The organism is Desulfobulbus propionicus DSM 2032, from assembly GCF_000186885.1.
Lineage (GTDB): Bacteria > Desulfobacterota > Desulfobulbia > Desulfobulbales > Desulfobulbaceae > Desulfobulbus > Desulfobulbus propionicus.
The window spans coordinates 2209957-2232192 of sequence record NC_014972.1 but is presented as its reverse complement, the minus strand read 5'-3'; the positions used below and the strand labels follow the sequence as shown (position 1 = coordinate 2232192).

Genomic DNA, 22236 nt, shown 5'->3' with positions numbered 1-22236 from the left:
GATCACAAGGAGGGGGCGGGCGGGTGATGATAGACGAAGATCAGTTGATCGGTGGCAAACCCCAAAGCCGCCGCCTTGGCGATGAGGGCGTCCCGAATCACCGGGTCGAGCACCGGCGTTCGTGCCAGAATCCATAGGTAGGAGCGGTCCGGGCCGCACACCAGGGCATGGCGGTACTGGTCCTGATCCAGGGCGAGAATCACGTAGGCACCATAGAAGGGGCCAAAAAACGAGACCTTCAGGTAGCCTTGATCCGGGCGGTCCACAAAAGAGGCCTTGCCCTCGGCTTCCCGCCACCGCTGTTCCTGTTCGGCGTAGCCCCGATTCAACACCCTGATGCCGCCGTCCCCGCGCAGGGTGTACTCGGCGGTGACGTGGGTCATGCCCCGCTCAAAGGAATGATCAAGACGGGCGATCTCGTACCAGGTTCCCAGGTATCGTGCCAACTGGAAATTGTCCACGGGCTGCACGCCCTCGGGAAGGCGGACACAACCGGTGAGCAGGAACAACAGTGCAATGATGGTTCTTTTCAAGACCGGCCTCCGTGGGGGGCATGTAGACCATCGGCCGCACCCGCCCGCCTGGAACACCCGGTGCTCATCCGTTCTCCTTGCTCTGCAGGTCCGCCGCGCACTTTAATCCAAACAGAGGGCCGGCCTTGTTGATGGCCGAAACAACGGCCCGCTCCATGACCCGCGCCGCCAGCAGGCCGAGCACGCTCACATCCGCTTCCACCTGCCCCGTGGCCAGGGTGTAGATGGTGTCGCCGTCGAACATGGTGTGGGCCGGACGCATGGTTCTTGCGTAGCCGTTGTGGGCCATGGAAGCGATCTTGCTGGCCTGGGCCTTGGTCAGGCGGGCATTGGTGACGATGGTTCCGATGGTGGTGTTGCCGGCAAAGAGATTCTTTTGTTCCGCATAGGACTGCGTCATCTGGGCCTCGCTGTCGGCCAGGGTGGTCAGATCGTCCTGGAGGAGACCGGCCAGCCGGGTGCCGCTCGCGGGATCAATCACATCGCCCAGACAGTTGACCGCGACCAGCGCGCCCACCTGCAACGCGCCCACCTGGAGCGCATGGCAGCCGAATCCGCCCTTCATCGCCCGCCCCATGCCAAGAAGCTTACCCACCGTGGCCCCGGTGCCGGCACCCACATTGCCCTCGGCGACGACGTCCCGCCGGGCGGCGTTGCAACAGGCCTGGTAGCCCATCTGCCGGTCTGGCCGTATGCGGGGATTGCCGACGGCCAGGTCGAAGAGCACCGCGCCGCACACGATGGGCACCCGGGCCACCTGGACATCGAACCCCACCCCCCGCTCCTCGAGGTACTGCATGACGCCGGAGGCCGCATCCAGGCCAAAGGCACTGCCCCCGGCCAGGACAACCGCATGGATCGTGTCCACCAGGTTGACGGGGTTGAGCAGGTCGCTTTCCCGCGTGCCGGGTGCGCCGCCCCGGACGTCGATTCCGGCCGTCGCTCCCTGCTCGCAGAGGATCACGGTGCAGCCGGTGCCCGCCTCGGTATCCTGGGCATGGCCGATCGTGATGTCGTCAATATCGTTCAGACTAATCGTTCGCATGGGTTTCCTCCCCCCTGCCGCCGCCGGCCGCCAGGCGTTTAAACGGTGGCCGCTTCAGCCGGATAGATCTTGAATTTTTCCACGAATCCCGAAGGCTTGTAGCTAAGTTTGGCATGGCGCAGGCCGGGATCGCCCATGTCCTGTTCGCGATTGATGGTTGCATATTCCTCGGGCAGGACGGCGGCAAAGGACTGGTTGATGAACTGATACAGCCCCTTGTAGCCGGCCACCGCTTTTTCGAAGTGAATGGCAAAGGTGGCCATGCCGGCCAGTTCCTCACCCAGCACATAGGCCACCGGCCGTTCTTCCACGGCGTACAGGCCGCCGCAGAGTTGCAGGGTCTCCATGCTTTCCAGGGCCTCGCGGGCCGCCGCGTAGTCGCCGTCCTGATCGTTGCCGGCGCGCCAGTCTTCGAGCACCCGCAGGGCATCGGCGAGGAATTCCTCCCGCAGGGGGCGGGCGGTATAGGAGGGGTAGGCGTTGACGAACGCCTTGATCAGATTGCGTTTTTTATGGTAGGTGCGGCCGCCCAGCTCGGCCAGGGCCTGCCTGTGGTAGAGATAGTCAAAATTATCCCGGTCCTCGACGACGCGGTAGCCCAAGGCAGCCAGCGCTTGACTCTGGGACGTGGTGGCGCATTTCATCATGCCGTGGTCGCGAAACAGCTCGTCGAGCAGCGGTTGCCGGGGTAGGGCAAAGGGCAGAATGAAGAAGGGAACGTTCCGATCCCGGCCGAGAAGAGCAACGGTGCCGTCGGCCAGCGAAGTGAGGCGGTACTGGTGGGCGTGGCGGAACAGATAGATATTGGCGAAGGTGAATTCGGAAATGCCGTCACGCAGTTGTTGGAACAGCGGATGGAGCAAGGGACGATGGGTCAGGGCCGGGGGCGTGCTGTGCGGATATAGGGGAAACATGGAAGACGAAACGATGTCAATGTGTCGGAACTGGAGAGATACGGCTTCATCGGCCGGCACAGGGTGCTCGGGGTTGGTGCTGTGGGATCCTTTTTCCGTTCCGGTGCCACTGCACCAATTTTTGGAGCCTTACTGTTCGGTGCCCAGCACTTTGGCAATGATCATTTTCTGGGTATGGGCATCGGGTTCCGGAGATTTCCAGCTGATGAACTGCTCCGTCACACGCATGAACGGTCCGTTGTCCGTTTTGCACTGGTCGCAGATGGATTCGGCGTTGTCCCGATACATGATGATTTTGCTCGCCGGATCGCCGGACTGGTTGACCGCCGCCATTTTCCGGCAGCCGCAATCGAGCCGGATAACGGCGACGCCGACCGCGTCCGGGCTGCCTTCGAGGATGCCTTCGATCATGGCCCGTTCCCCCTGTTCCGGGGAAACCGTACCCTTGCCTTTTTTGTGTTGTTTTGTTGCCATGGTGAACCCTGCCTCTTGTAGGGAAACGAATGATGGTCCCTTCTTACCGTTATTTGGCGGAAGAGCAAATCAAAAAAATGAATACCGCTGCGGGTGACCCGGTGACAAAGCAACTGTGGTACACGGAGGCGGCAGCCGCTTCCATCCCCGCCGCCATGCCGTCCACTCTTTTAGCTTGACAAACCTGGGCCGGTCCTTTAAAAAAAATCGATTCTTACGTATTGTTTTGCCTTGTAACCGAGGTTGTAACAACATCGTTTTTGAATTTTTCATTTATTCATTTTGGAGGTTGTGCCATGTGGGAAATCGTTGTTGATAAAGACAAGTGTTCCGGTGATGAAGAGTGTGTAAACGCTTGCCCCGCGCAGGTTTTCGAGATGCAGGGCGGCAAGGCCGAGCCCGTGCATTCCGATGAATGCCTGGGTTGCGAAACCTGTGTTGAAGTTTGCCCCGAGGGCGCCATCACCGTTACTGAAATCTGATTGCTGCGCAACATTCGGTTGGTGTGTAAGCCCATCCCTTGCGGGGGATGGGCTTAACTTGTTTTAAGGGATGACATTTGCTGTGCGGAGAGGCGGATGACAGGGGGCGCGAGGTTCAGCCGGTGGCGCAAGCCAGGTGCCCGGCGGTCGGTGCATCTCTTTGCCGCGCCGTTGCTTTGGACCTTGGTCGGCGGCATGCTGGTGCATCGTGGTTGGGCGTGGATGGGCCAGGGCAGCGGCCGCTTGCTGATTGTTGTCGCCCTGGCGTTGGGCACGCTCAAGTCGCTTTTGATTCTCGATGGCATGGCCCGGCGCTCCATCCGGCGGATCATCCTTTTGCAGGACGGTACTTGTCTCGGAGCCGTCTATTCCTGGCAAACCTGGCTGTTGGTGGCCCTGATGGCGGCCGCAGGTTTTTTCCTGCGATGGGCTGGCCATCCGGGCCCGCTCCTGGGAATGATCTACTGCGCCATCGGTTGGTCGCTGTGCCTCTCCAGCCGTCTGGGCTGGAGGCAATGGATACAATGGGTACGAAACAATGAGATCGCTTAATCGTGTGGAAGTGAGCCGTTCCGCCTTGATCCATAATTTCGGGATCTGTCGGCAGTGGGCGGATGGGGCCGCGATCATGCCTCTGGTCAAAGCCGATGGCTATGGGCATGGGATGATCGACTGTGCCCGGGTCTTTGCCGAGCAGGGCGCGGCCGCCTTTGGGGTGGCCGAGGCTATCGAGGGGGTGCGGCTGCGGGCGGCCGGCATCACCCAGCCCATCCTAGTTCTGGCCGGAGTGATTCCCCAGACGCTGCCGACCATGGTCGAGGCCGATTTGACCCCGGTGGTGGTCGATGCGGCGATTGTGCCGGAGCTGTCCCGGTTGGCCGGATTGCAGCGGCGTGAGATCGGCGTCCATGTCAAACTCGATGCCGGCATGGGCCGCCAGGGTGTCCTGCCCGAGGATTTCGTCGATCTGGTGCGAACGGTGCGCGGTGCGCCCCATCTGCGGCTCGATGGTGTCATGGCCCACTTTCCCTGTTCCGATGAGCCGCAATCGGCCAATTCCGCCCAGGTGCTGCGGACCTTCACCGCCACCACCGCATCGCTTGCCGCACTGACCGGCGGCGGATGCTGTCTCCACCTTGCCAATTCCGGCGGTTTATTTTATGTTGCCGGCGCCCGGCTCGACATGGTCCGTCCGGGCATCGCCCTCTATGGCTACTACCCGGACGGCGAGACCGGCAGGGCGGCCGCTGCGCCGCCTCTGTTGCGGCCGGCCATGCGTTTTGCCACCCGGATCATCCAGGTGCGCCGAGTTCCTGCCGGCAGCGGTCTCGGTTACAGCCATCTGTTCACCACCAGTCGCCCCTCGACCATCGCGGTCCTGCCGGTGGGCTATGACGACGGCTATCTGCGCAAACTCTCCAACCGCGCCCAGGTGCTGATCCATGGCCGGCGAGTACCGACGGTCGGCCGCATCTCCATGAACCTGACTCTGGTCGATGTCACCGGGATCGACGGGGTGCAGGTGGGCGACGAGGCCGTGCTGCTCGGCCGCCAGGGCGAAGAAACCATCACCGCCGACGAAATCGCCGCCTGGATGGAAACCATCAGTTACGAGGTGCTGTGCCTGTTCGGCAAGCTGAACGACCGGGAAATGATCGACTGACCCCGATGATACGCCACGGATGCCGCTGGCGGGCCGCATGCAATTCTACCTTCACACTTCACTCTGTTAGGGCATGATCAAATCACACGTTAAAGAAATTGTTGACCGCTGTTTCACCGAGGGCGTCAAACAAGGGTATTGGAGCGAGGCCGCTGGCGGCCGTTACACCGTCGAGGTGCCCAAGCGCGAAGGGCAGGGTGATTTTTCCACCAATTTTGCCCTGGTGGCCGCTGGCATCGACAAACGCAAGCCGCGTGACCTGGCCGCGCAGTTTGCGGAGCTGCTCGGCGGTCAGTCGATGATCGAGCGGGTGGAGGTCGCTGGTCCGGGTTTCATCAATCTCTTTCTCGACAAGAAGATCTGGGTCACGGTGCTCGCCCCCATTTACGAGCAGGACGCCCATTTTGGCCGCTCCACCAACGGCGCCGACCGCAGGGTGCTGGTCGAGTTTGTCAGCGCCAATCCCACCGGTCCCCTGAGCGTCGGCCATGGCCGCAACGCGGTGCTCGGCGATACCATCGCCCGGCTGCTGACCGCCAGCGGCTACGCGGTTCAGCGGGAATACTACTTCAACGATGCCGGCCGCCAGATGCGGGTGCTGGGGGAATCGACCCGGGCGCGCTACCTGGAACTGCTCGGCTTGGCCAATACTTTTCCCGAGGACGGCTATCAGGGCGACTATATCTACGACATCGCCCGGGCGATGATCGACGAGGCCGGAGACGGGTTCAAGGATGCCGAGCTCGCGGTTTTCAAGGAGCGGGCCCAACGGGCCATCTTCGCCGACATCGACGCCACCCTCAAACGAATCGGCATCGGGTTCGACACCTATTTCAACGAGCACACCCTGTATGAGGACGGCCGCGTCAACCAGGTGGTCGAGGAGCTGCGGGCAAAAAATCTGGTGTACGAGAAAGAGGGAGCCACCTGGTTCAAGACCACCGAGTTCGGCCAGGAACAGGACCGGGTGATTATCAAAAGCAGCGGCGAGCCCACCTACCGGTTGCCGGACATCGCCTACCACTGCGACAAGTTCAAGCGCGGCTATGACTGGATGATCAATGTGTTCGGCTCCGATCACATCGCCACCGTGCCCGACGTGCTCGCCGGAGTGCGGGCGTTGGGCCATGACGACAGCCGGATCACCGTGGTCCTCTACCAGTTTGTCACCTTGCTGCGCGACGGCAAGCAGGTCAAGATGTCGACCCGCAAGGCCACCTTTGTCACTGTGGATGAACTGGTCGACGAGGTCGGTCCGGATGCTCTGCGTTTTTTCTTCCTCATGCGCAAGCCCGACAACCTGATCGAGTTTGATCTTGATCTGGCCAAGAAGCAGAGCCAGGAAAACCCGGTGTACTACGTGCAGTATGCCCATGCCCGGCTGTGCAGCATCGAACGGCAAGCCCGGGAGCAGGGCGTGAACGTTGGAACCCCGGACCAGATCTTGGCCCGTTTGGCTGAACCCGAGGAGTATGGCCTGCTCAAGACCCTGGCCGAGTATCCCCAGCTGGTGGCTGGCGCCGCGGCCGATCTGGCGCCCCATCGGGTGGTTTTCTATCTGATGGACCTGGCCGGACAATTTCACGGCTTCTACAACAAGCACAAGGTGCTGGGCGATGATCCCGAGTTGAGCCGCGCTCGCCTGTATCTGTGCGGGGCCCTGAAACGGGTGTTCCGCAACGGGCTCACGCTCATTGGCCTCCGCGCCCCGGAGACAATGTAACCGGCGGATCGGTCGCGCATCTTTTCCTGTTTTCTGGCTTGCTTTTTTCCCGGCAATACTTAACAAAGAACGCGTGCCTCCCCCCGGACCCCGAAGGGACATCAAGGGATTGGCATTCCTGGGCAAGGAGAGGAACCGCACACAGCCATGGAACTGTTGACCCGAAAAGCCCCGCCGGAAGCCCCCCCTGGGGAAAGGCCGCGACCGCGCAAGGCCAAGCCGTTTCGCATTGAACTGGGCTGGCGCGGGATGTTCGGCCTGGTGGTTGTCTGTTTCTTCTTGTTTTTCTGGATGTTTGTGCTGGGAATCTGGGCAGGACAAACCATTCTTTTTCCGCCCAGGGAGCAGAAGGCACCCCCTGCCGTTGAGCAGGTGGCCCCGCTTCCCGGCCAAGCGGCCAGCGGGAACGCATCGACACGGCAATCACCGCAACTCAAGCAACCGGAATAGCGACAAACGCAATGGGTGTTCGACGAAAGCGAAAAAGCGTGCCCAGGGCGCGCGGCTCTCTAACGAGGGAAGCGCGCCAGGCCATCAATCAGCATGTCAGGGAGCATGCGGCCTGGTATGCGCCGGCCGTTTCGGCCGTGGCTTTCTTCCTGTTCGCCCATCTGCTCACCCTGCTGGCTTTCTTCTTGATGAAATCCGGGGGCATGCACCAAGAACAGGACGTGCATAAAATCATTGTCACCTGGGCGGTGTACGGTTTTTTGCCGCTGCTGCTCTGTTCCTACCTGTGTTTTTTCGCCGTTGCCCGACCCGTGACCGGGCTGTTGGCGCGCAAGTGCTCCTTTTGGACCACGACCACCATGCATCTCGTCACCGGTGCCGTCTATGGAGCGGCCATTGGTCTGGCGCTTCTCCTGTTGCTGGTGCCCGATACCTGGTTCAATGTCCTTTTGGTCTTTTGCATCGGCGTGGCTGCCGGTGAAGGCAACTGGTTTTTTTATCGCAAATTGGCCGTTCCCGATCCAGTGATCGAGGAGCATCGGCTGGAAGAGCAGCCCGAATAAGCGAACGCAGAGCGCATGCGGGGCGCTCGAATCAACACGGAAGAGAGCTCTATGTCTGAACACAAGCAACAACCGATATCCGGGCGGATTCGCCCGGCCCGGATGGGGGATGTCCGCGCCATTCACGCCCTGCTGGCCACCTTTGCCAACAAGGGACTGATGCTGTCCCGATCAATCAGTTCCCTCTACGATCATCTGCGCGATTTTGTGGTCTACGAGGAAAACGGCACGGTCCTGGGCATTGTCGCTTTGCACATCTGCTGGGACGATCTGGCCGAAATCCGCTCCCTGGCGGTGGCCGAGGAGCGGCAGAAATGCGGCATCGGCGCCCTGCTGGTGGAGTCCTGCCTCGATGAGGCCAACAGTCTCGAAATCGGCAAAGTTTTTGTCCTCACCTACCAGGCGGCCTTTTTTCGCAAGTTTGGCTTCAAGGACTGCGACAAACAGGATCTGCCCCATAAGATCTGGAGCGACTGCATCCACTGCCCCAAGTTTCCCGACTGCGACGAGGATGCACTGATCCGCACCGCTGAACGCCGCACCTCCGCCACCTGATTCAAAGCGGAATTCCTCTCTTTTTCTTATTATCCCGAGGGCGGATGGCCCTCGATGGAGACCCCATAATGCTAGGAAGGACACTCGCTAAAATTTTCGGCAGTAAAAACGACAGGATGATCAAGCAGTACCGGCGCGTCGTCCGGGTGATCAACGATCTCGAGGCCACGGTCGAACCGTTGTCCGACGCGGAACTGGCCGCCAAGACCGATGAGTTCAGGGAACGGCTTGCCCAGGGTGCCACCCTGGACGACCTGCTGCCCGAGGCCTTTGCCGTGGTCCGCGAGGCGGCCAAGCGCGTGCTCGGCGAACGCCACTACGACGTGCAGCTGATCGGCGGCATGGTCCTCCACCAGGGCAAGATCGCCGAGATGAAGACCGGCGAGGGCAAGACCCTGACCTCCACCGCCCCGGTGTATCTCAACGCCCTGAGCGGCAAGGGCGTGCATGTGGTCACGGTCAACGACTATCTGGCCCGCCGCGACGTGCAGTGGATGGGTGAGGTCTACCGGTTCCTCGGCTTGAGCACCGGCTGCATCCTTCACGAAATGAACGACGACGAGCGGCGCACCGCCTACGGAGCCGACATTACCTACGGCACCAACAATGAGTTCGGCTTTGACTACCTGCGCGACAATATGAAATTTTCGTTGCGGGACTACTGCCAGCGCGGCTTCAACTACGCCATCGTCGACGAGGTTGACTCCATCCTCATCGATGAGGCGCGCACACCGCTGATCATCTCCGGACCGGCCGAACAGTCCACCGATCTGTACCTCAAGGTCGACCGGATCATGCGCCATTTCAAGCCCGAGGAACACTTCACCAAGGACGAGAAATCCCGCCAGGTCATGCTCACCGATGAAGGCGTGGGGCTGGCCGAAGAGCTGCTGGAGGTGGACAATCTCTACGATCCACGCAACATCAACCACCTGCACCACGTCAACCAGGCGCTCAAGGCCCACGTCATCTTTCAGCGGGATGTCGACTACATCGTCAAGAACGGGGCGGTGGTCATTGTCGACGAGTTCACCGGCCGGACCATGGAGGGGCGGCGCTACTCCGACGGCCTCCACCAAGCCCTGGAGGCCAAGGAGGGGGTTAAGATCGAGAAGGAGAACCAGACGCTGGCCTCAATCACCTTCCAGAACTATTTCCGCATGTACAAGAAGCTGGCGGGCATGACCGGCACCGCCGACACCGAGGCGCCGGAGTTCAAGAAGATCTACAACCTCGACGTGGTGGTCATTCCCACCCATCAGAAGATGATCCGCAAGGACTACGCCGACGTCATCTATAAGAACCAGGCGGCCAAGTACCGGAACATCGTCAACGAAATCAAGGAACTCCATGAAAAGGGGCAGCCGATTTTGGTGGGCACCATCTCCATCGACATCTCCGAGAAGATCTCCAAGATGCTGACCAAGGAGGGCATTCCCCACGACGTGCTCAACGCCAAGCAGCACGAGCGCGAGGCCGAGATCATCGCCGGCGCCGGCCAGAAGGGTCGAGTGACCATTGCCACCAACATGGCCGGCCGCGGGACCGACATCAAGCTGGGCGAAGGGGTGCGCGAGCTGGGCGGGCTGCATATCCTCGGCACCAGCCGCCATGAAAGCCGGCGTATCGACAATCAGCTGCGTGGTCGTTCCGGACGCCAGGGCGATCCCGGTTCCTCCCGGTTTTATCTGTCCCTGGAGGATGACCTGCTGCGCATTTTCGGTTCCGACCGGCTGAGTTCGATCATGGACAAGCTGGGCATGGAAGAGGACGAGCCCATCGAACACTCCATGGTGTCGCGGGCGATCGAAAACGCCCAGCGTAAGGTCGAGGGCCATAACTTCGACATCCGCAAGCACCTGCTTGAATATGACGACGTCATGAACAAGCAGCGCGAGGTGATCTACAGCCAGCGCCGCGAGGTGCTCGAGGGCGACAACGTCCGGCCGATCATCGACGACATGATCGCTGATCTCGTGGCCCAGGTGGCGGATGAATTCGCCCCCGGCCGGGTGGCGGCCGAGGAGTGGGATTGGCCCGCTTTGGAAGAGCGGGTGGGGCAGCTGTTCAACCTGCAGCTTGACTGGCCCGAGGAGGAGCGGCAGGAGCTCAACCATGATACCTTTGTCGACAAGCTGCGGGCATCGATCGGTCAGGCCTATGCATCGCAGGAGGCCCGCAACGGCGAGTCGCAGATGCGCCAGCTGGAACGGATGGTGCTGCTGCAGATGGTCGACACCCTGTGGAAGGAACATCTGTTGCACATGGACCACCTCAAGGAGGGCATCGGCCTGCGCGGCTACGGCCAGAAGAATCCGCTGTTGGAGTACAAGCGGGAAGGCTACAACCTGTTCATGACCATGATCGAGGCGGTCAAACAGCATACGGTGGCCAATCTGATGCGCATCCAGATCGTCCAGGACGACGAGCTGGCGAGGATGGAAGAGGAGCGGCGCCAGCAACGCGAGCAAGAGCTTGCCGAGGCTAAACGGTCGAATGCCGCGGCGGCGGTCGGAACGGCTGACATGGAGCGCAAGCCGGTGCTGCGAACCGAGGATAAGGTCGGCCGCAACGCCCCCTGTCCCTGTGGATCGGGAAAAAAATACAAGAAATGCTGCGGTCAGACCGCTTGAAGAAGGCCGTTCCGTCGTAGTTCGCACGTGCGAAGCCGTCAGTCCCCAGCGGGGCTGACGGCTTTTTTTTGGGCTATCCCCGCAGCCGTCCGGGATCAAACAGGTTTTTCTCCATGTGCTTGATCTCGTCGATGCCGGAAATGACGATCTCGGGATCAACGGCCAGCTCTTCGGCCGGCAGCTTCTTGTCGTAGTCGAGGTTGGCAAGGAGGTGCTTGATGCAGTTGAGCCGCGCCTTTTTCTTGTCGTCGGAGCGGATGATGGTCCAGGGACTCAGGGTGCGATTGGATTCGTTGAGCATCTGGAACTTCTTGACCGTGTACTGATCCCAGTAGGTCTGGGCCAGGTTGTCCACCGGCGACAGCTTGTACTGCTTGAGGATGTCGGTCTTGCGCGATTCAAACCGCTTGGCCTGTTCTTCCTTGGACACCGAGAAGTAAAACTTGAACAGCTTGATCCCGTCCTTGACCAGCATCTCCTCGAACAGCGGCACGTCCTTGAGAAAGCGCTTGTGCTGCTCATCGGTGCAGAAGCCCATCACCGGTTCGACCATGGCCCGGTTGTACCAGGAGCGGTCAAAGAGCACCAACTCGCCCGCCGCGGGCAAGTGGGGGACGTAGCGCTGGAAATACCACTGGGTCGCCTCCTTGTCGCTGGGCGCGGTCAGGGCGACGATGCGAGTATTGCGCGGGTTGAGAAAGGCCGAGATCCGTTTGATGGTCCCGCCCTTGCCGGCGGCGTCGCGCCCCTCGAAGATGGCCAAGACCCGGGTGCCCTGTTTTTTCATATCCTGCTGCAGCTTCATCAGTTCGATCTGCAACTTTTTCAGCTCCATTTCGTAGGCGAGAACAGCCTTGCTTACCCAGACGGCCAGGTGGTCGTCATCCTTTTTTTCGTCTTTAAACCGCAGGGCCGTTCCCTCCTGCAGCCTGAAGTCGACCACAGTTTCCGGCGCGTTTTTTTTCTCTTTGCCTTCCCCTTTCTTCTTTTTCTCCCCCATGAATCTCTCCTCTGTGACGGTTTTAGGTTGCAGCAATGTCCTGTATTCCCTGATGGACAGGACCATGCGGAAATGGCGGCCGGCGCATTTTTTTGTGGTACACGACGGTATTCAGGTATATATCAACCTACCATGGATACAGGAAAAATCCAGGAAGGCACATCTTTTTTGAACGCAAATGAGCTGCTGAGCGGTCAACCGGTCAACCGGTCGGCGGTGGGGAGGAACGATGATGGACGAAACACGGCAGGCGGTCAACGCCTTTGTTGAAGCCTGGGCGGCAACCCCGGAAGGAAACAGACAGGGATTTGTTCGGTTGCAGGAGCTGTTGATGAGCAAGAAGGACGTCCAGCTCGCGTTTCATCCCCGTCCCGGGGTGACCTATTCCCTTCGGGCCTCGGTCCCTGGCCAGGAACGGCCCCTGTTTGTCATGGTCGACGTGATCGAGGACCAGCCGAGGTGGCTGTCGGTCTGTTTTTTCGGCGACATGGTACGGGATCCGGAGGAGCGTGGCGCCTTTGTACCCGGCGGCCTGCTTGGCCAGGATGCCCTCTGTTTTGATCTGGAGGCTTGTACCGCCGAGGCGCTCAGCTATGTGGAAGCGCGGATCGAGGATGCCTACGCGGCAGCCGTGGGCCGTTAATCGGCACTGCTGGTCTCAATGGCTTCCCCCCCGGCGGAACCGGGGAGTGTCTACAAAAAAAACTCGCCGCCGATCCGTGTCGGGGCGAGTTTTTTGTCACAAGATTTTTCTCGTTGCGCGTTGCTTATTCGCCGGCCGCCGGCTGCATTTGAGCGCGGGTTTTGCTGCGTTCGATCGACTGCAGGGCCAGGTAATTGGCGCCGAATTTCTTCATGTTGCCCAACTCCACGTCATACTGGTCGTAATGGCGCTCCTCGTCGACCACCAGATCTTCAAAGATCTTTTTGGACACGCTGTCGGCGCCGGCGCCGCATTCGTTGGCCCAGAGATTGTAATGCTCGGCGCTTTCCAGTTCCATCTGCCGAGCCATGACCAGCATTTCGTTGACGTCCTGGACCGGCTTTACCTCGTCCGAAGCTTTCATCACCACGTCGCCGCCAAGGAAGAGGATGCGTTCGGCCAGCCGCTCCACATGGAGCATTTCCTCGATGGCTGTCCGCTTGAACAGGCCGGCCAGAAGGTCGTAGCCTTGATCGTCGCAATGAAAATGAAAATACATGTACTGGTGGAGGGCGGCGATCTCTTCGCTCACCGCCTGATTGAGCAGTTTGATGCTGTTGTCATGCATGGCGTTCACCTTTACGTGGTTAAGAAAAAAGAAAAAAGGGGAATGGTGTGTTGTATAGCACCCGAACACCACCCCGTCGACAATAACCAACGGGCGGAGCGGAAAAACTCCGCGTCCGCCCGTGCGTTCTCTGTTGGGGGAATGATGGTTAGACCGGGACGTCACTCATCGGAATGCCCAGAGCCGCGGCCACGCCCTTGCCGTACTCCGGGTCGGCCTTGTGGCAGTTCCCGATATGGCGGATCTTGATTTCCCTGGGCGCGTCACCCATGGCGCGGGCGGTGTTGCCGAACAGGGCCTCCTGCTGCTCCTTGGTCATCAGGCGGAAGAGCTTGCCCGGCTGGGTGAAGTAGTCGCTGTCATCCTCGCGGGCGTTCCAGTGCGCGGCGGCACCGCTCAAGGCCAGCGGCGGTTCGGAAAAATCGGGCTGCTCCTGCCACTCGCCGTAGCTGTTGGGCTCGTAGCCGATGGTGGAACCATGGTTGCCGTCCACCCGCATCATGCCGTCACGATGGTAGCTGTGGAACGGGCAGCGGGCCCTATTGACCGGGATGAGGTGGTGATTGACCCCGAGACGGTAGCGCTGGGCGTCGCCATAGGAGAAGAGCCGCCCCTGGAGCATCTTATCCGGCGAAAAACTGATGCCGGGCACCACGTTGGCTGGGTTGAAGGCGGCCTGCTCGACCTCGGCAAAGTAGTTGTCCGGGTTGCGGTTGAGTTCCAGCACGCCGACCTCGATCAACGGTGCGTCGGAATGGTACCAGACCTTGGTCAGGTCAAAGGGGTGATAGGGCAGTTTGGCGGCCTGCTCTTCGGTCATCACCTGGACATACATGGTCCAGCGGGGGAAGTCGCCCTTTTCGATGGCATCGTACAGGTCGCGCTGATGACTCTCGCGGCACTGGCCGATCAGGGTCTCGGCCTCGGCATCGGTGAGGTTTTTGATCCCCTGCTGCGATTTGAAATGGAACTTGCACCAGTAGCGTTCATTTTTGGCGTTGATGAAGCTGAAGGTGTGGCTGCCGAACCCGTGCATGTGGCGGTAGGTGGCGGGAATGCCCCGGTCGCTCATGACCACGGTCACCTGGTGCAGGGCCTCGGGCAGGGAGGTCCAGAAATCCCAGTTGTTCTTGGCGCTGCGCAGGTTGGTGCGCGGGTCGCGCTTGACCGCATGGTTGAGGTCCGGGAATTTGAGCGGATCGCGGAGGAAGAAGACCGGGGTGTTGTTGCCCACTAGATCCCAGTTACCCTCCTCGGTATAGAATTTGACGGCAAAGCCGCGGATGTCGCGTTCAGCGTCGGCCGCGCCACGCTCGCCGGCCACGGTCGAAAAACGGAGAAATAGGTCAGTTTTCTTGCCGATTTGAGAAAAAATCTTGGCGCGGGAGTATTGGGTGATGTCGTGGGTGACGGTGAAGGTGCCATAGGCTCCGGAGCCCTTGGCGTGCATGCGCCGCTCCGGAATGACCTCACGGTCGAAATGGGCCAGTTTCTCCAGGAACCAGACGTCCTGCAGCAGCTGCGGACCGCGCGGTCCAGCGGTGAGGACGTTTTGATTGTCGGGAACCGGAGCGCCGGCGTTGGTGGTCAGCTTTTTTTTGTCCTGTTGCATCGGAACCTCCTCTCTGTGGAATTGACGATCATGGTGCGGGCCAAATTGTCGAGGGGCAATCATTGTGCGGCTAAGCTAACCAAAAGCGGGAGTGCATGTCAATATCAAATAAGAATATTTCTGACAAAAGAATTTCCCTTAATAGTTACTGATTGGTAAGAGAAGCGGTCAAGTGGAGCGTCTCCGCCCACCCGAGGACGAGGCATTACCTGCTCCAGGTGGAATAGGGGTGGAGGCAGAGCGCGGCATTGGCGTAACGGCTATCGCCGGTGACCTCCTGACCGATCCACTCCGGACGGGCAAACGGTTGATCTTCTCGGTCCAGTTCAATCTCGGCCACAATCAGCCCGTGGTTGAGACCGAAAAATTCGTCAACCTCCCACACAAACCCCTGATAAGGGATGGAGTAGCGCTTTTTTTCGATCTGCGGCTGCGGGCACAGATCGTCGAGCATGGCGTGGGCATCGGCCAGGGGAATCTGATACTCGTATTCCCTGCGGGTCGCCACCACAGTGGCGCCCTTGATGGTGAGAAAACCCTGGTCGCCGGCGATTCGCACCCGTACTGATCGCTCTTTGCTGGCGCAGAGATATCCCTGGCGATAGGCGACACCCTTGGCCAAGCCGCGCCAGCCGTCGTTGGCAAGAAGGAATTTACGCTCGATTTCCAGACCCATGGCGGTCTCCTGTTGGAAAAGAACATCAGGGGAGGGAGGTAGTCTGCTCGCACTTAAGGAAAGATCGTCCCGCTTGTCAAGCCTGCGGGTCGCAGGCTGTGGATCTGGACGGCGGCAAGGAAGGGCCGGTGGTGAGGGGCATTTTCCCATCGACAGTGTGGAAAGCGTCTTGTGCTAATTGGCCGATTTATGGTGTGGTTTGTCGGTATTGCCCACAGGCGCGAGACCTGATCTTTGCTTGACACCTCCAGCGCCTCCTGGTATCACAGAGCAGAATTTTTCGCCCCCGCGTCACTGTTTGGAGACCCATGTTCGAAAAAATCCTGATACGGATCGTTGCCCTTGTTGTGACGATGGTTCTCGGTTCCCTGCCGTTGCGGGCCGAGGACAACGTGCTCAGCACCATCCGGGAAGCGACCCGACAGTATGAGGCCGGTGACTATACCGGCGCCGCGTCCAATCTCGACTATGCCGCCCAACTGGTCCGTCAGCAGAAGAGCGAACGGATGAAGGCCCTGCTGCCCGAACCCCTGTCCGGCTGGGAAGGCAAGGAAGCGACTGCCCAGGCTTTGGGCGCCGCCATTCTCGGCGGCGGTGTCACGGTCAGCCGCGATTATAAAAAGGGAGCCGCAAGTCTCAGTGTGGAGATCGTCTCCGATTCACCGGTGTTGCAGTCGGTGCTGATGATGGTCAACAATCCCATGTTTGCCGGCGCCGGTGGCGGTAAGCTGGAAACCCTCAACGGTCAAAGGGCAATCATCAAATACGACAGCGCCAAAAAGACAGGAGAACTGTACGTGGTGGTGGCGTCCCGATTTGTGGTGACCATCAAAGGTCGTCAGGTGGCCCGCGAAGATCTGCTCGCCTACGGCGAGGCGATCGATTTTTTGACCCTGGAAAAAAACTAAAAAGATCAAGGAGGGGCGGTTGCGGCCTGCCCCTGTTGCGTTGAGAAAAACCATGGCCTCCCGGGGAATGCTGGCGAGGTTTTTTCCGTGTGAGCGTGGTTCTCCCCTGTTGCACTTGGTAAAGAATTGGCCTTCTTCCTGTAACAGGGGTTTTTTTATTGTCCCTAGAACCAAAGGTGTAACCGTGGGGAATGACGACAAAAACAGGCAGCAGAGCCGTGGGGAGATCAGCGACGAGGCCATCTTCAAAGTGGCCAAGGAAATCGTGGTCAAGTTCATTGAAGTGGGACGCCTGACCCCTTCTTCCTTTGATGACACCTTTGAGCGGATCTATCGAGCCATCGAGCGGACGGTGCGCCCCCGATGAGCGGCTTACTTGACCCGGCCCTGAACGCGGCACCCGCCAATCCCAAGCATATCCACCTGATCGGTATCTGTGGCACCGGCATGGCGGCCATGGCGGCCATGCTGCTCCAGAAGGGATTCACTGTCACCGGTTCGGATCAGAACGTCTATCCGCCGATGTCCGATTTTCTCGCTGATCTGGGCATCGAGGTCATGGCCGGCTATGCAGCCGCCAACCTGACCGGCCGACCCGATCTGGTGATCGTCGGCAACGTGGTGCGGATCACCAATCCCGAGGCCATCGAACTGGCGCGGCTGCGCATCCCCTACCTGTCCATGCCCCAGGCCCTGGGCCATTTCTTTCTCGAGGGCAAGCAATCCTTGGTGGTGGCGGGCACCCATGGCAAAACCACCACTTCCTCCCTCCTGGCCACCACCTTGCACCGTATCGGTGCCACCCCTGGATTCATGATCGGCGGCCTGGTCGAGGCCTTTGGCCGCAACGCAAACGTCAGCGACGGCCCCTACTTCGTGGTCGAGGGGGACGAGTACGACACCGCCTTTTTCAACAAGGTGTCAAAATTTCAGCATTATCGCCCGCATTGCACCATCCTCACCTCGGTGGAATTCGATCATGCCGACATTTTTGCCGATCTTGCGGCCATCAAGGCCTCCTTTGCCGAGTTTATCGGCCGTATTCCGCCGCAAGGCGCCCTGGTGGCCCATCTCGACGACCCAGTGGTGGCGGAACTCGCCAAGGTGGCCCTCTGTCCGGTGATCGGCTACGGCAGGGGCAGCGGCTGCGAATGGCGGGTGGTGGATCTCCAAGTGCGGGGTCTGGCCAGCGAGTTCACCGTGGTGCATCGTGGGCAACCACTGGGCCGCTGCCGCCTGCCCATGCCGGGAGTGCACAACTGTCTCAACGCCCTGGCGGTGATTGCCCTGCTCAGTCATCTGGGATTTGCCTTCGAGACCATTGTCCAGGGATTGGCCTCGTTTGAGGGGGTCAAGCGACGGCAGCAGGTGCGCGGGGTGGTGCGGGGGATCACCGTGGTCGACGATTTTGCCCACCATCCGACTGCAGTGCGCGAAACCTTGCAGGCCCTGCGGTTGGCCTGGCCGGACACCCGGTTGGTGGTGGTCTTCGAGCCACGCACCAATTCCAGCCGCCGGGCGGTGTTTCAACAGGATTATGCCACGGTCTTCGGCTCGGCCGATCAGGTGTTGATTCGCGAGCATGTGCCGCTGGAGACGGTCCCGATCAGCGAGCAGTTTTCCTCTGGCCAGTTGGCCGCCGACCTTGCGTTGCGGGGCATCCAGGCCCATGCCTATACGGATACCGAGGCCATTCTCGACGCCCTGGCCCGCCAGTGCCAACCCGGTGACGTGGTGGTCATCCTGTCCAACGGCGGATTTGACAACATTCATCAGCGACTGTTGACCCTGCTCGAACATCCAGCGCCTTGAGAGTGGCCGTTTGTGGCAGATTGGTGGTGACCCGACATGCAACGCCCGGATTGCCCGGGAATGCCGCATGTCGGGTGTCGTGGGATGCGCGTCGCGGCGAAAGGCTCAGGCGGCGGCGAGGTGGGTCTGACGGTAGGCGACCAGATCCTCGATGGACAGCACCGGCATGCCATGCCGCTCGGCAAAGGTCACGACTTCCGGCAAGCGGGCCATGGTCCCGTCCGGATTGGTCAGCTCGCACAGCACCCCGGCCGGTTGCAAACCGGCCAGCAGCATCAGGTCGACCGTGCCTTCGGTATGGCCGCGCCGGGTGAGCACGCCGCCCGGCTGAGCCCGCAGGGGAAACACATGGCCGGGATGGGACAGATCCGTTGGCCGTGCCTCGGGGGCGATGGCGGTCCGGATGGTGGTGACCCGATCCTGGGCGGAAACGCCGGTGGTTACCCCCTCGCGGGCCTCGATGGTCACGGTAAAGGCGGTACCGTTCTTGCTGGTGTTGTGGTTGACCATCATCGGTAATTCCAGTCGGCGGATGCGTTCATCGGTCAGACAGAGACAGACGATACCGCTGCATTCGCGGATGAGCAGGGCCATCTGGGCGGTAGTCAGGTGTTCGGCGGCAAAGATGAGATCGCCTTCGTTCTCCCGGTCCTCGTCGTCGACCAGAAGGACGCCGTGTCCGTGATTGAGCGCGGTCAGTGCCTTGTGCACTCGTTGCTGGGATGTGCCGAAGCGAGATAAAAGCGAAATATCGTGGGTCTGATTCATGGTTTCCTCCTGAACAATCAGTGACCAGAATCAGGGCATGCGGGAACAACCGGCCCCATGCCGGTTTTTCGGTCTTGGGCGGACAAGCCCTGCCGCGCCGGAAAGACGGCACTCGAACACGCCGGGCAAACCATCCCCTGCATGCCTCGCTGCCTTCCGTTCGGCGGCACGGTCTTCCACCGTTAACCTCATTCTCTCCCATCCGGACTATCACCGTCGGCTCCGGCTTCTCACCGGATCTGCTTGACCCTGCCCAAACGCGGCAGGCGCTCGCGGGCTCGTCCACAGGGTGGACATACCGCCGGTAGGGAATTGCACCCTGCCCTGAGAATAGGCGGCCACCATACCGCAATCATCCGGCCGGGGCAAGTCTTTCCCCTCCCTATCCGTGACAACGATCCGATATTGTTGAGCTCTTTGAATACGGACAGGCGCGGTTTTCCGGGGCAGGGGGAAGAAATGTTTGACAGTCAAGCGCTTCGACAGTAAGTAATCGTCACCATGGTGGCGGTGGTTTTCGTGCATGCACGAGGGTTCGCGGCCGCTTGTACATCGTTTCGCAGGATCACGGGAAGAGAAGGCTTGATGGTGCGCACCCATCCTGTTCGTTCTTTTGTCTTGGTTGCTGTGTCCCGGAATTTCCCGGCTGCCGTCCGTACGTGAGGCGCCGAATGATCAGGAGCTGAGAAAGCATTATGAAGCGTTTGATCCTCTGTGCCCTTGTTCTGCTGCTCATGGCCCCGTCAGTCCGGGCCGCGCGCACCCCGCTCGCCGTCATTTCCCAGGACCCCTATGTTTCCGCCCTGGTGATCGAGGCCGACAGCGGCAAAGTGCTGTTCGAATCCAATGCCGATGTCAAGGTGTATCCGGCCAGCGTGCTTAAGTTGATGGACCTCTACGTCATCCTTGATCGCATCGAGCAGGGGGCGCTGAAATTGGACGAGATGGTGCCGGTGACCGTTGAGGCCTCGAAAACCGGCGGTTCCCAGGTGTACCTTGACCCCAAGGAACAGTTTTCGGTGGAGGAGCTGATCTACGCCCTGATGGTGCAATCGGCCAATGATGCGGCGGTCGCGTTGGCCACCCATATCGCGGGGTCCAAGGAAGGGTTTGTCGCCCTGATGAACCAGAAGGCCCAGGCTCTGGGCATGAAGCATTCCGTGTTTCACTCAGTTCACGGCCTGCCGCCGTCGGAAGGCCAGGAACCGGATGTGACCACGGCCCGCGACTTGGCCATCCTCTGTCGGGAACTGGCTAAGCGGCCCGAGGCGCTGAAATACACCGGCACCCAGACCCGGGGCTTCCGCGAAGACAAGTTCATCATGCGCAACCACAACAAGCTGCTCACCCAGGTGCCCGGCTGCGACGGATTCAAGACCGGTTACTATCAGGCGGCCGGTTTTTCCATTGCCGCCACCGCCAAGAAAGGGGGGGTACGGATCATCACCCTGGTCATGGGCAGCAAGGATCGCAAGGTGCGTGATGCCAAGGCCGTGGAGTTGCTGGCCAAGGGGTTTGCCATCGTGCCGCCCAAGCCTGAAACGGCGGCCGCTCCGCCGCAGAGCGCCGTGACTGCGCCGCCGCAAGCACCCGTTACTTTTGACACCTCGGGTACAACCACCCAAGGGACAGCTGGTTCCACCACGGAAGGAAAAGGCGAGGCAGCCCCACCGGCCAAGGCTGGAAAAAACGGCTGGGGCATTTTTTTCATCGGTCTGGGTGCAGGTTTTCTGGTGTTCCTCGGCGTTTTCGTCCTTGCCGGTTTTCTCATGAAACGGCGTTCAGGTGGTGTCCGCACCAAATACAAAAGCCGCGACTAATCCGAAACACAACGCATCCACTGCCCAACCCCCTGTCTGCTCGCATCAGCAGACAGGGGGTTTTTTATCGCCGTTCTCTCCACCGCATGGAGGGGAGAAAATGCGAGACAAATGATGCCCTGACAACTCCGGAAAACGGTCTTATGATAATGGATAATATTCATTCTTAAATTAAGCCAGAGGAGGGGAGGTCGCGCCATGTATCCGTTTCACCGTGTGTCCCGATGGTTCTTTGTTTTCGCCGCAGGCATGATGTTCGCTGTTGATCCGCTCAACGGCGGCGCTCCCCAGGCCAGTACAGGGCTGGAGACCGAGGGGGCGCAGCGGGCCCTGTTTGCCGGCGGCTGCTTTTGGTGTGTGGCGCCGCCGTTCACCCAAGTCGATGGCGTGCTGTCGGTGCAATCCGGATACGCCGGCGGTACCACCGACCATCCCACCTATGAAAATTACTCGGCCGGCGGCCACATCGAGGTGGTGGAGGTGGTTTACGATCCGCGCCGGGTTGCCTACGAACGGCTGCTTGAGATCTTCTGGCGGCAGATTGACCCCACCGATGCGGGAGGCCAATTTGTTGATCGCGGCCATGCCTACAGCACGGCGATCTTTTATTTCTCGGAAGAGCAGCGGCAGGAGGCGGAGGCATCGAAGCAGCGGCTGGCGGCCAGCAATATCTTCCCTCAACCGATCGTCACGCCCATCCTGCCGGCGCCACGCTTCTATCCAGCTGAGGAGTACCACCAGAACTACGACAAGAAAAATCCCTTCCACTACAAGAGATACCGGGCCGGTTCCGGCCGTGACCAATTTCTGGACAAAACCTGGAAAAACGTGGATACCCTGTCAGGGGGCAAACAGCAGGACCTCAGACAGCGTCTGACGCCCCTGCAATACGAGGTGACCCAGAACAACGGCACGGAACCACCGTTCAACAACACCTATTGGGACAACAAGGAAGAGGGGATTTATGTCGATGTGGTCAGCGGTGAGCCCTTGTTCAGTTCCATCGACAAGTTTGACTCCGGCACCGGCTGGCCCAGTTTCACCAAACCCATCGACAAGACCGGCATTGTCGAAAAGCAGGATAGGAGTCATTTCATGACCCGCACCGAGGTGCGCAGCAAGGATGGCGATTCCCATCTCGGCCATGTCTTTGCTGACGGCCCGACGCCGACCGGGCAGCGTTACTGCATCAATTCGGCTGCTCTGCGGTTCATTCCCAAGGATAAACTGGAAGCCGAGGGCTACGGCCAGTACCGCAAATTGTTTGACAAGCCATGACCTCGGGGGAAGCGGCGATGGCTGTCGCTGGTGAAAACCATCGCCGCTTCGTAGGA

General features: G+C 60.2%; 23 protein-coding genes and 1 riboswitch. Of the genes, 14 read left to right on the top strand and 9 right to left on the bottom strand.

The annotated features are described in order from the left end of the window. Positions 1-2: 2 nt before the first annotated feature. From DESPR_RS09715 to DESPR_RS09700, 4 genes are all read right to left on the bottom strand, one after another. Positions 3-533 (bottom strand): lipocalin family protein, encoded by a 531-nt coding sequence (locus DESPR_RS09715; RefSeq protein WP_015724639.1) that lies wholly within the window; start codon positions 531-533, stop codon positions 3-5. 64 nt (positions 534-597) lie between these two features. Continuing rightward, positions 598-1578: a P1 family peptidase gene (locus DESPR_RS09710; RefSeq protein WP_015724638.1), complete on the bottom strand. Its 981-nt coding sequence runs from the start codon at positions 1576-1578 to the stop codon at positions 598-600. A gap of 38 nt (positions 1579-1616) precedes the next feature. Continuing rightward, entirely contained in the window at positions 1617-2492 is an 876-nt protein-coding gene (locus DESPR_RS09705) for a DUF2156 domain-containing protein (protein ID WP_015724637.1), read from the bottom strand. Between the two features lie 129 nt (positions 2493-2621). Continuing rightward, positions 2622-2966: a hypothetical protein gene (locus tag DESPR_RS09700; RefSeq protein WP_015724636.1), complete on the bottom strand. Its 345-nt coding sequence runs from the start codon at positions 2964-2966 to the stop codon at positions 2622-2624. A gap of 296 nt (positions 2967-3262) precedes the next feature. On the opposite strand from DESPR_RS09700, the gene DESPR_RS17900 reads away from it, so the two are divergent. The 8 genes from DESPR_RS17900 to secA all read left to right on the top strand — a co-directional run bounded on the left by DESPR_RS17900 (position 3263) and on the right by secA (position 11035). After that, a complete protein-coding gene (locus DESPR_RS17900; protein ID WP_015724635.1) occupies positions 3263-3448 on the top strand; it encodes a ferredoxin family protein in 186 nt (61 codons plus the stop codon). Between the two features lie 96 nt (positions 3449-3544). After that, on the top strand, positions 3545-4000 hold the full coding sequence (locus DESPR_RS09695) for a hypothetical protein (RefSeq protein WP_015724634.1): 456 nt from the start codon (positions 3545-3547) through the stop codon (positions 3998-4000). Then, positions 3987-5111 carry an alanine racemase gene (alr, locus tag DESPR_RS09690; protein WP_015724633.1) on the top strand — a complete coding sequence of 375 codons (1125 nt, stop codon included), beginning with the start codon at positions 3987-3989 and terminating at the stop codon, positions 5109-5111. Before DESPR_RS09695 ends, alr begins: the two co-directional genes overlap by 14 nt. A 73-nt stretch (positions 5112-5184) precedes the next feature. Then, positions 5185-6834 carry an arginine--tRNA ligase gene (gene argS / locus DESPR_RS09685; protein WP_015724632.1) on the top strand — a complete coding sequence of 550 codons (1650 nt, stop codon included), beginning with the start codon at positions 5185-5187 and terminating at the stop codon, positions 6832-6834. A 147-nt stretch (positions 6835-6981) separates the two neighbouring features. Beyond that, a complete protein-coding gene (locus tag DESPR_RS09680) occupies positions 6982-7284 on the top strand; it encodes a hypothetical protein (RefSeq protein ID WP_043769939.1) in 303 nt (100 codons plus the stop codon). A gap of 11 nt (positions 7285-7295) precedes the next feature. Then, on the top strand, positions 7296-7847 hold the full coding sequence (locus DESPR_RS09675) for a hypothetical protein (RefSeq protein ID WP_015724631.1): 552 nt from the start codon (positions 7296-7298) through the stop codon (positions 7845-7847). Between the two features lie 51 nt (positions 7848-7898). Beyond that, on the top strand, positions 7899-8402 hold the full coding sequence (locus DESPR_RS09670) for an N-acetyltransferase (protein ID WP_015724630.1): 504 nt from the start codon (positions 7899-7901) through the stop codon (positions 8400-8402). Positions 8403-8470: 68 nt separating this feature from the next. Next, positions 8471-11035 carry a preprotein translocase subunit SecA gene (secA, locus tag DESPR_RS09665; protein ID WP_043769933.1) on the top strand — a complete coding sequence of 855 codons (2565 nt, stop codon included), beginning with the start codon at positions 8471-8473 and terminating at the stop codon, positions 11033-11035. A 73-nt stretch (positions 11036-11108) separates the two neighbouring features. On the opposite strand, the gene ppk2 is transcribed toward secA, so the two are convergent. Continuing rightward, complete coding sequence (gene ppk2 / locus DESPR_RS09660) at positions 11109-12035, bottom strand: polyphosphate kinase 2 (protein WP_015724628.1); 927 nt, start codon at positions 12033-12035, stop codon at positions 11109-11111. Positions 12036-12264: 229 nt separating this feature from the next. Here ppk2 and DESPR_RS09655 point away from each other — a divergent pair, with 229 nt between their 5' ends. Then, positions 12265-12678: a hypothetical protein gene (locus tag DESPR_RS09655; RefSeq protein WP_052302091.1), complete on the top strand. Its 414-nt coding sequence runs from the start codon at positions 12265-12267 to the stop codon at positions 12676-12678. A gap of 124 nt (positions 12679-12802) precedes the next feature. Here DESPR_RS09655 and DESPR_RS09650 read toward each other — a convergent pair whose 3' ends face one another. The 3 genes from DESPR_RS09650 to DESPR_RS09640 form a co-directional block, all read right to left on the bottom strand. Further along, a complete protein-coding gene (locus DESPR_RS09650; protein WP_015724626.1) occupies positions 12803-13306 on the bottom strand; it encodes a bacterioferritin in 504 nt (167 codons plus the stop codon). Positions 13307-13454: 148 nt separating this feature from the next. Beyond that, positions 13455-14918 (bottom strand): catalase, encoded by a 1464-nt coding sequence (locus DESPR_RS09645; protein ID WP_015724625.1) that lies wholly within the window; start codon positions 14916-14918, stop codon positions 13455-13457. A gap of 205 nt (positions 14919-15123) precedes the next feature. After that, complete coding sequence (locus DESPR_RS09640; RefSeq protein ID WP_015724624.1) at positions 15124-15594, bottom strand: CYTH domain-containing protein; 471 nt, start codon at positions 15592-15594, stop codon at positions 15124-15126. 308 nt (positions 15595-15902) lie between these two features. Here DESPR_RS09640 and DESPR_RS09635 point away from each other — a divergent pair, with 308 nt between their 5' ends. The 3 genes from DESPR_RS09635 to mpl all read left to right on the top strand — a co-directional run bounded on the left by DESPR_RS09635 (position 15903) and on the right by mpl (position 18314). Continuing rightward, positions 15903-16502 carry a hypothetical protein gene (locus DESPR_RS09635; protein ID WP_015724623.1) on the top strand — a complete coding sequence of 200 codons (600 nt, stop codon included), beginning with the start codon at positions 15903-15905 and terminating at the stop codon, positions 16500-16502. A gap of 184 nt (positions 16503-16686) precedes the next feature. Next, complete coding sequence (locus DESPR_RS17895) at positions 16687-16869, top strand: hypothetical protein (RefSeq protein WP_043769930.1); 183 nt, start codon at positions 16687-16689, stop codon at positions 16867-16869. Next, positions 16866-18314 (top strand): UDP-N-acetylmuramate:L-alanyl-gamma-D-glutamyl-meso-diaminopimelate ligase, encoded by a 1449-nt coding sequence (gene mpl, locus DESPR_RS09625; protein WP_015724621.1) that lies wholly within the window; start codon positions 16866-16868, stop codon positions 18312-18314. Before DESPR_RS17895 ends, mpl begins: the two co-directional genes overlap by 4 nt. A gap of 105 nt (positions 18315-18419) precedes the next feature. Here mpl and ribB read toward each other — a convergent pair whose 3' ends face one another. Then, positions 18420-19082, bottom strand: a complete 663-nt coding sequence (ribB, locus tag DESPR_RS09620; RefSeq protein WP_015724620.1) for a 3,4-dihydroxy-2-butanone-4-phosphate synthase — start codon at positions 19080-19082, stop codon at positions 18420-18422. Positions 19083-19268: 186 nt separating this feature from the next. Beyond that, positions 19269-19418: riboswitch (FMN riboswitch) on the bottom strand. A 359-nt stretch (positions 19419-19777) separates the two neighbouring features. Between ribB and DESPR_RS09615 the strand changes: the two genes are divergently transcribed. Together DESPR_RS09615 and msrB are read left to right on the top strand one after the other, a co-directional pair. Further along, the gene (locus tag DESPR_RS09615) at positions 19778-20902 is read left to right on the top strand and encodes a D-alanyl-D-alanine carboxypeptidase family protein (protein ID WP_015724619.1); all 1125 of its coding nucleotides are present in this window, start codon (positions 19778-19780) and stop codon (positions 20900-20902) included. Positions 20903-21100: 198 nt separating this feature from the next. Continuing rightward, a complete protein-coding gene (gene msrB / locus DESPR_RS09610) occupies positions 21101-22180 on the top strand; it encodes a peptide-methionine (R)-S-oxide reductase MsrB (RefSeq protein ID WP_015724618.1) in 1080 nt (359 codons plus the stop codon). Positions 22181-22236 lie beyond the last annotated feature (56 nt).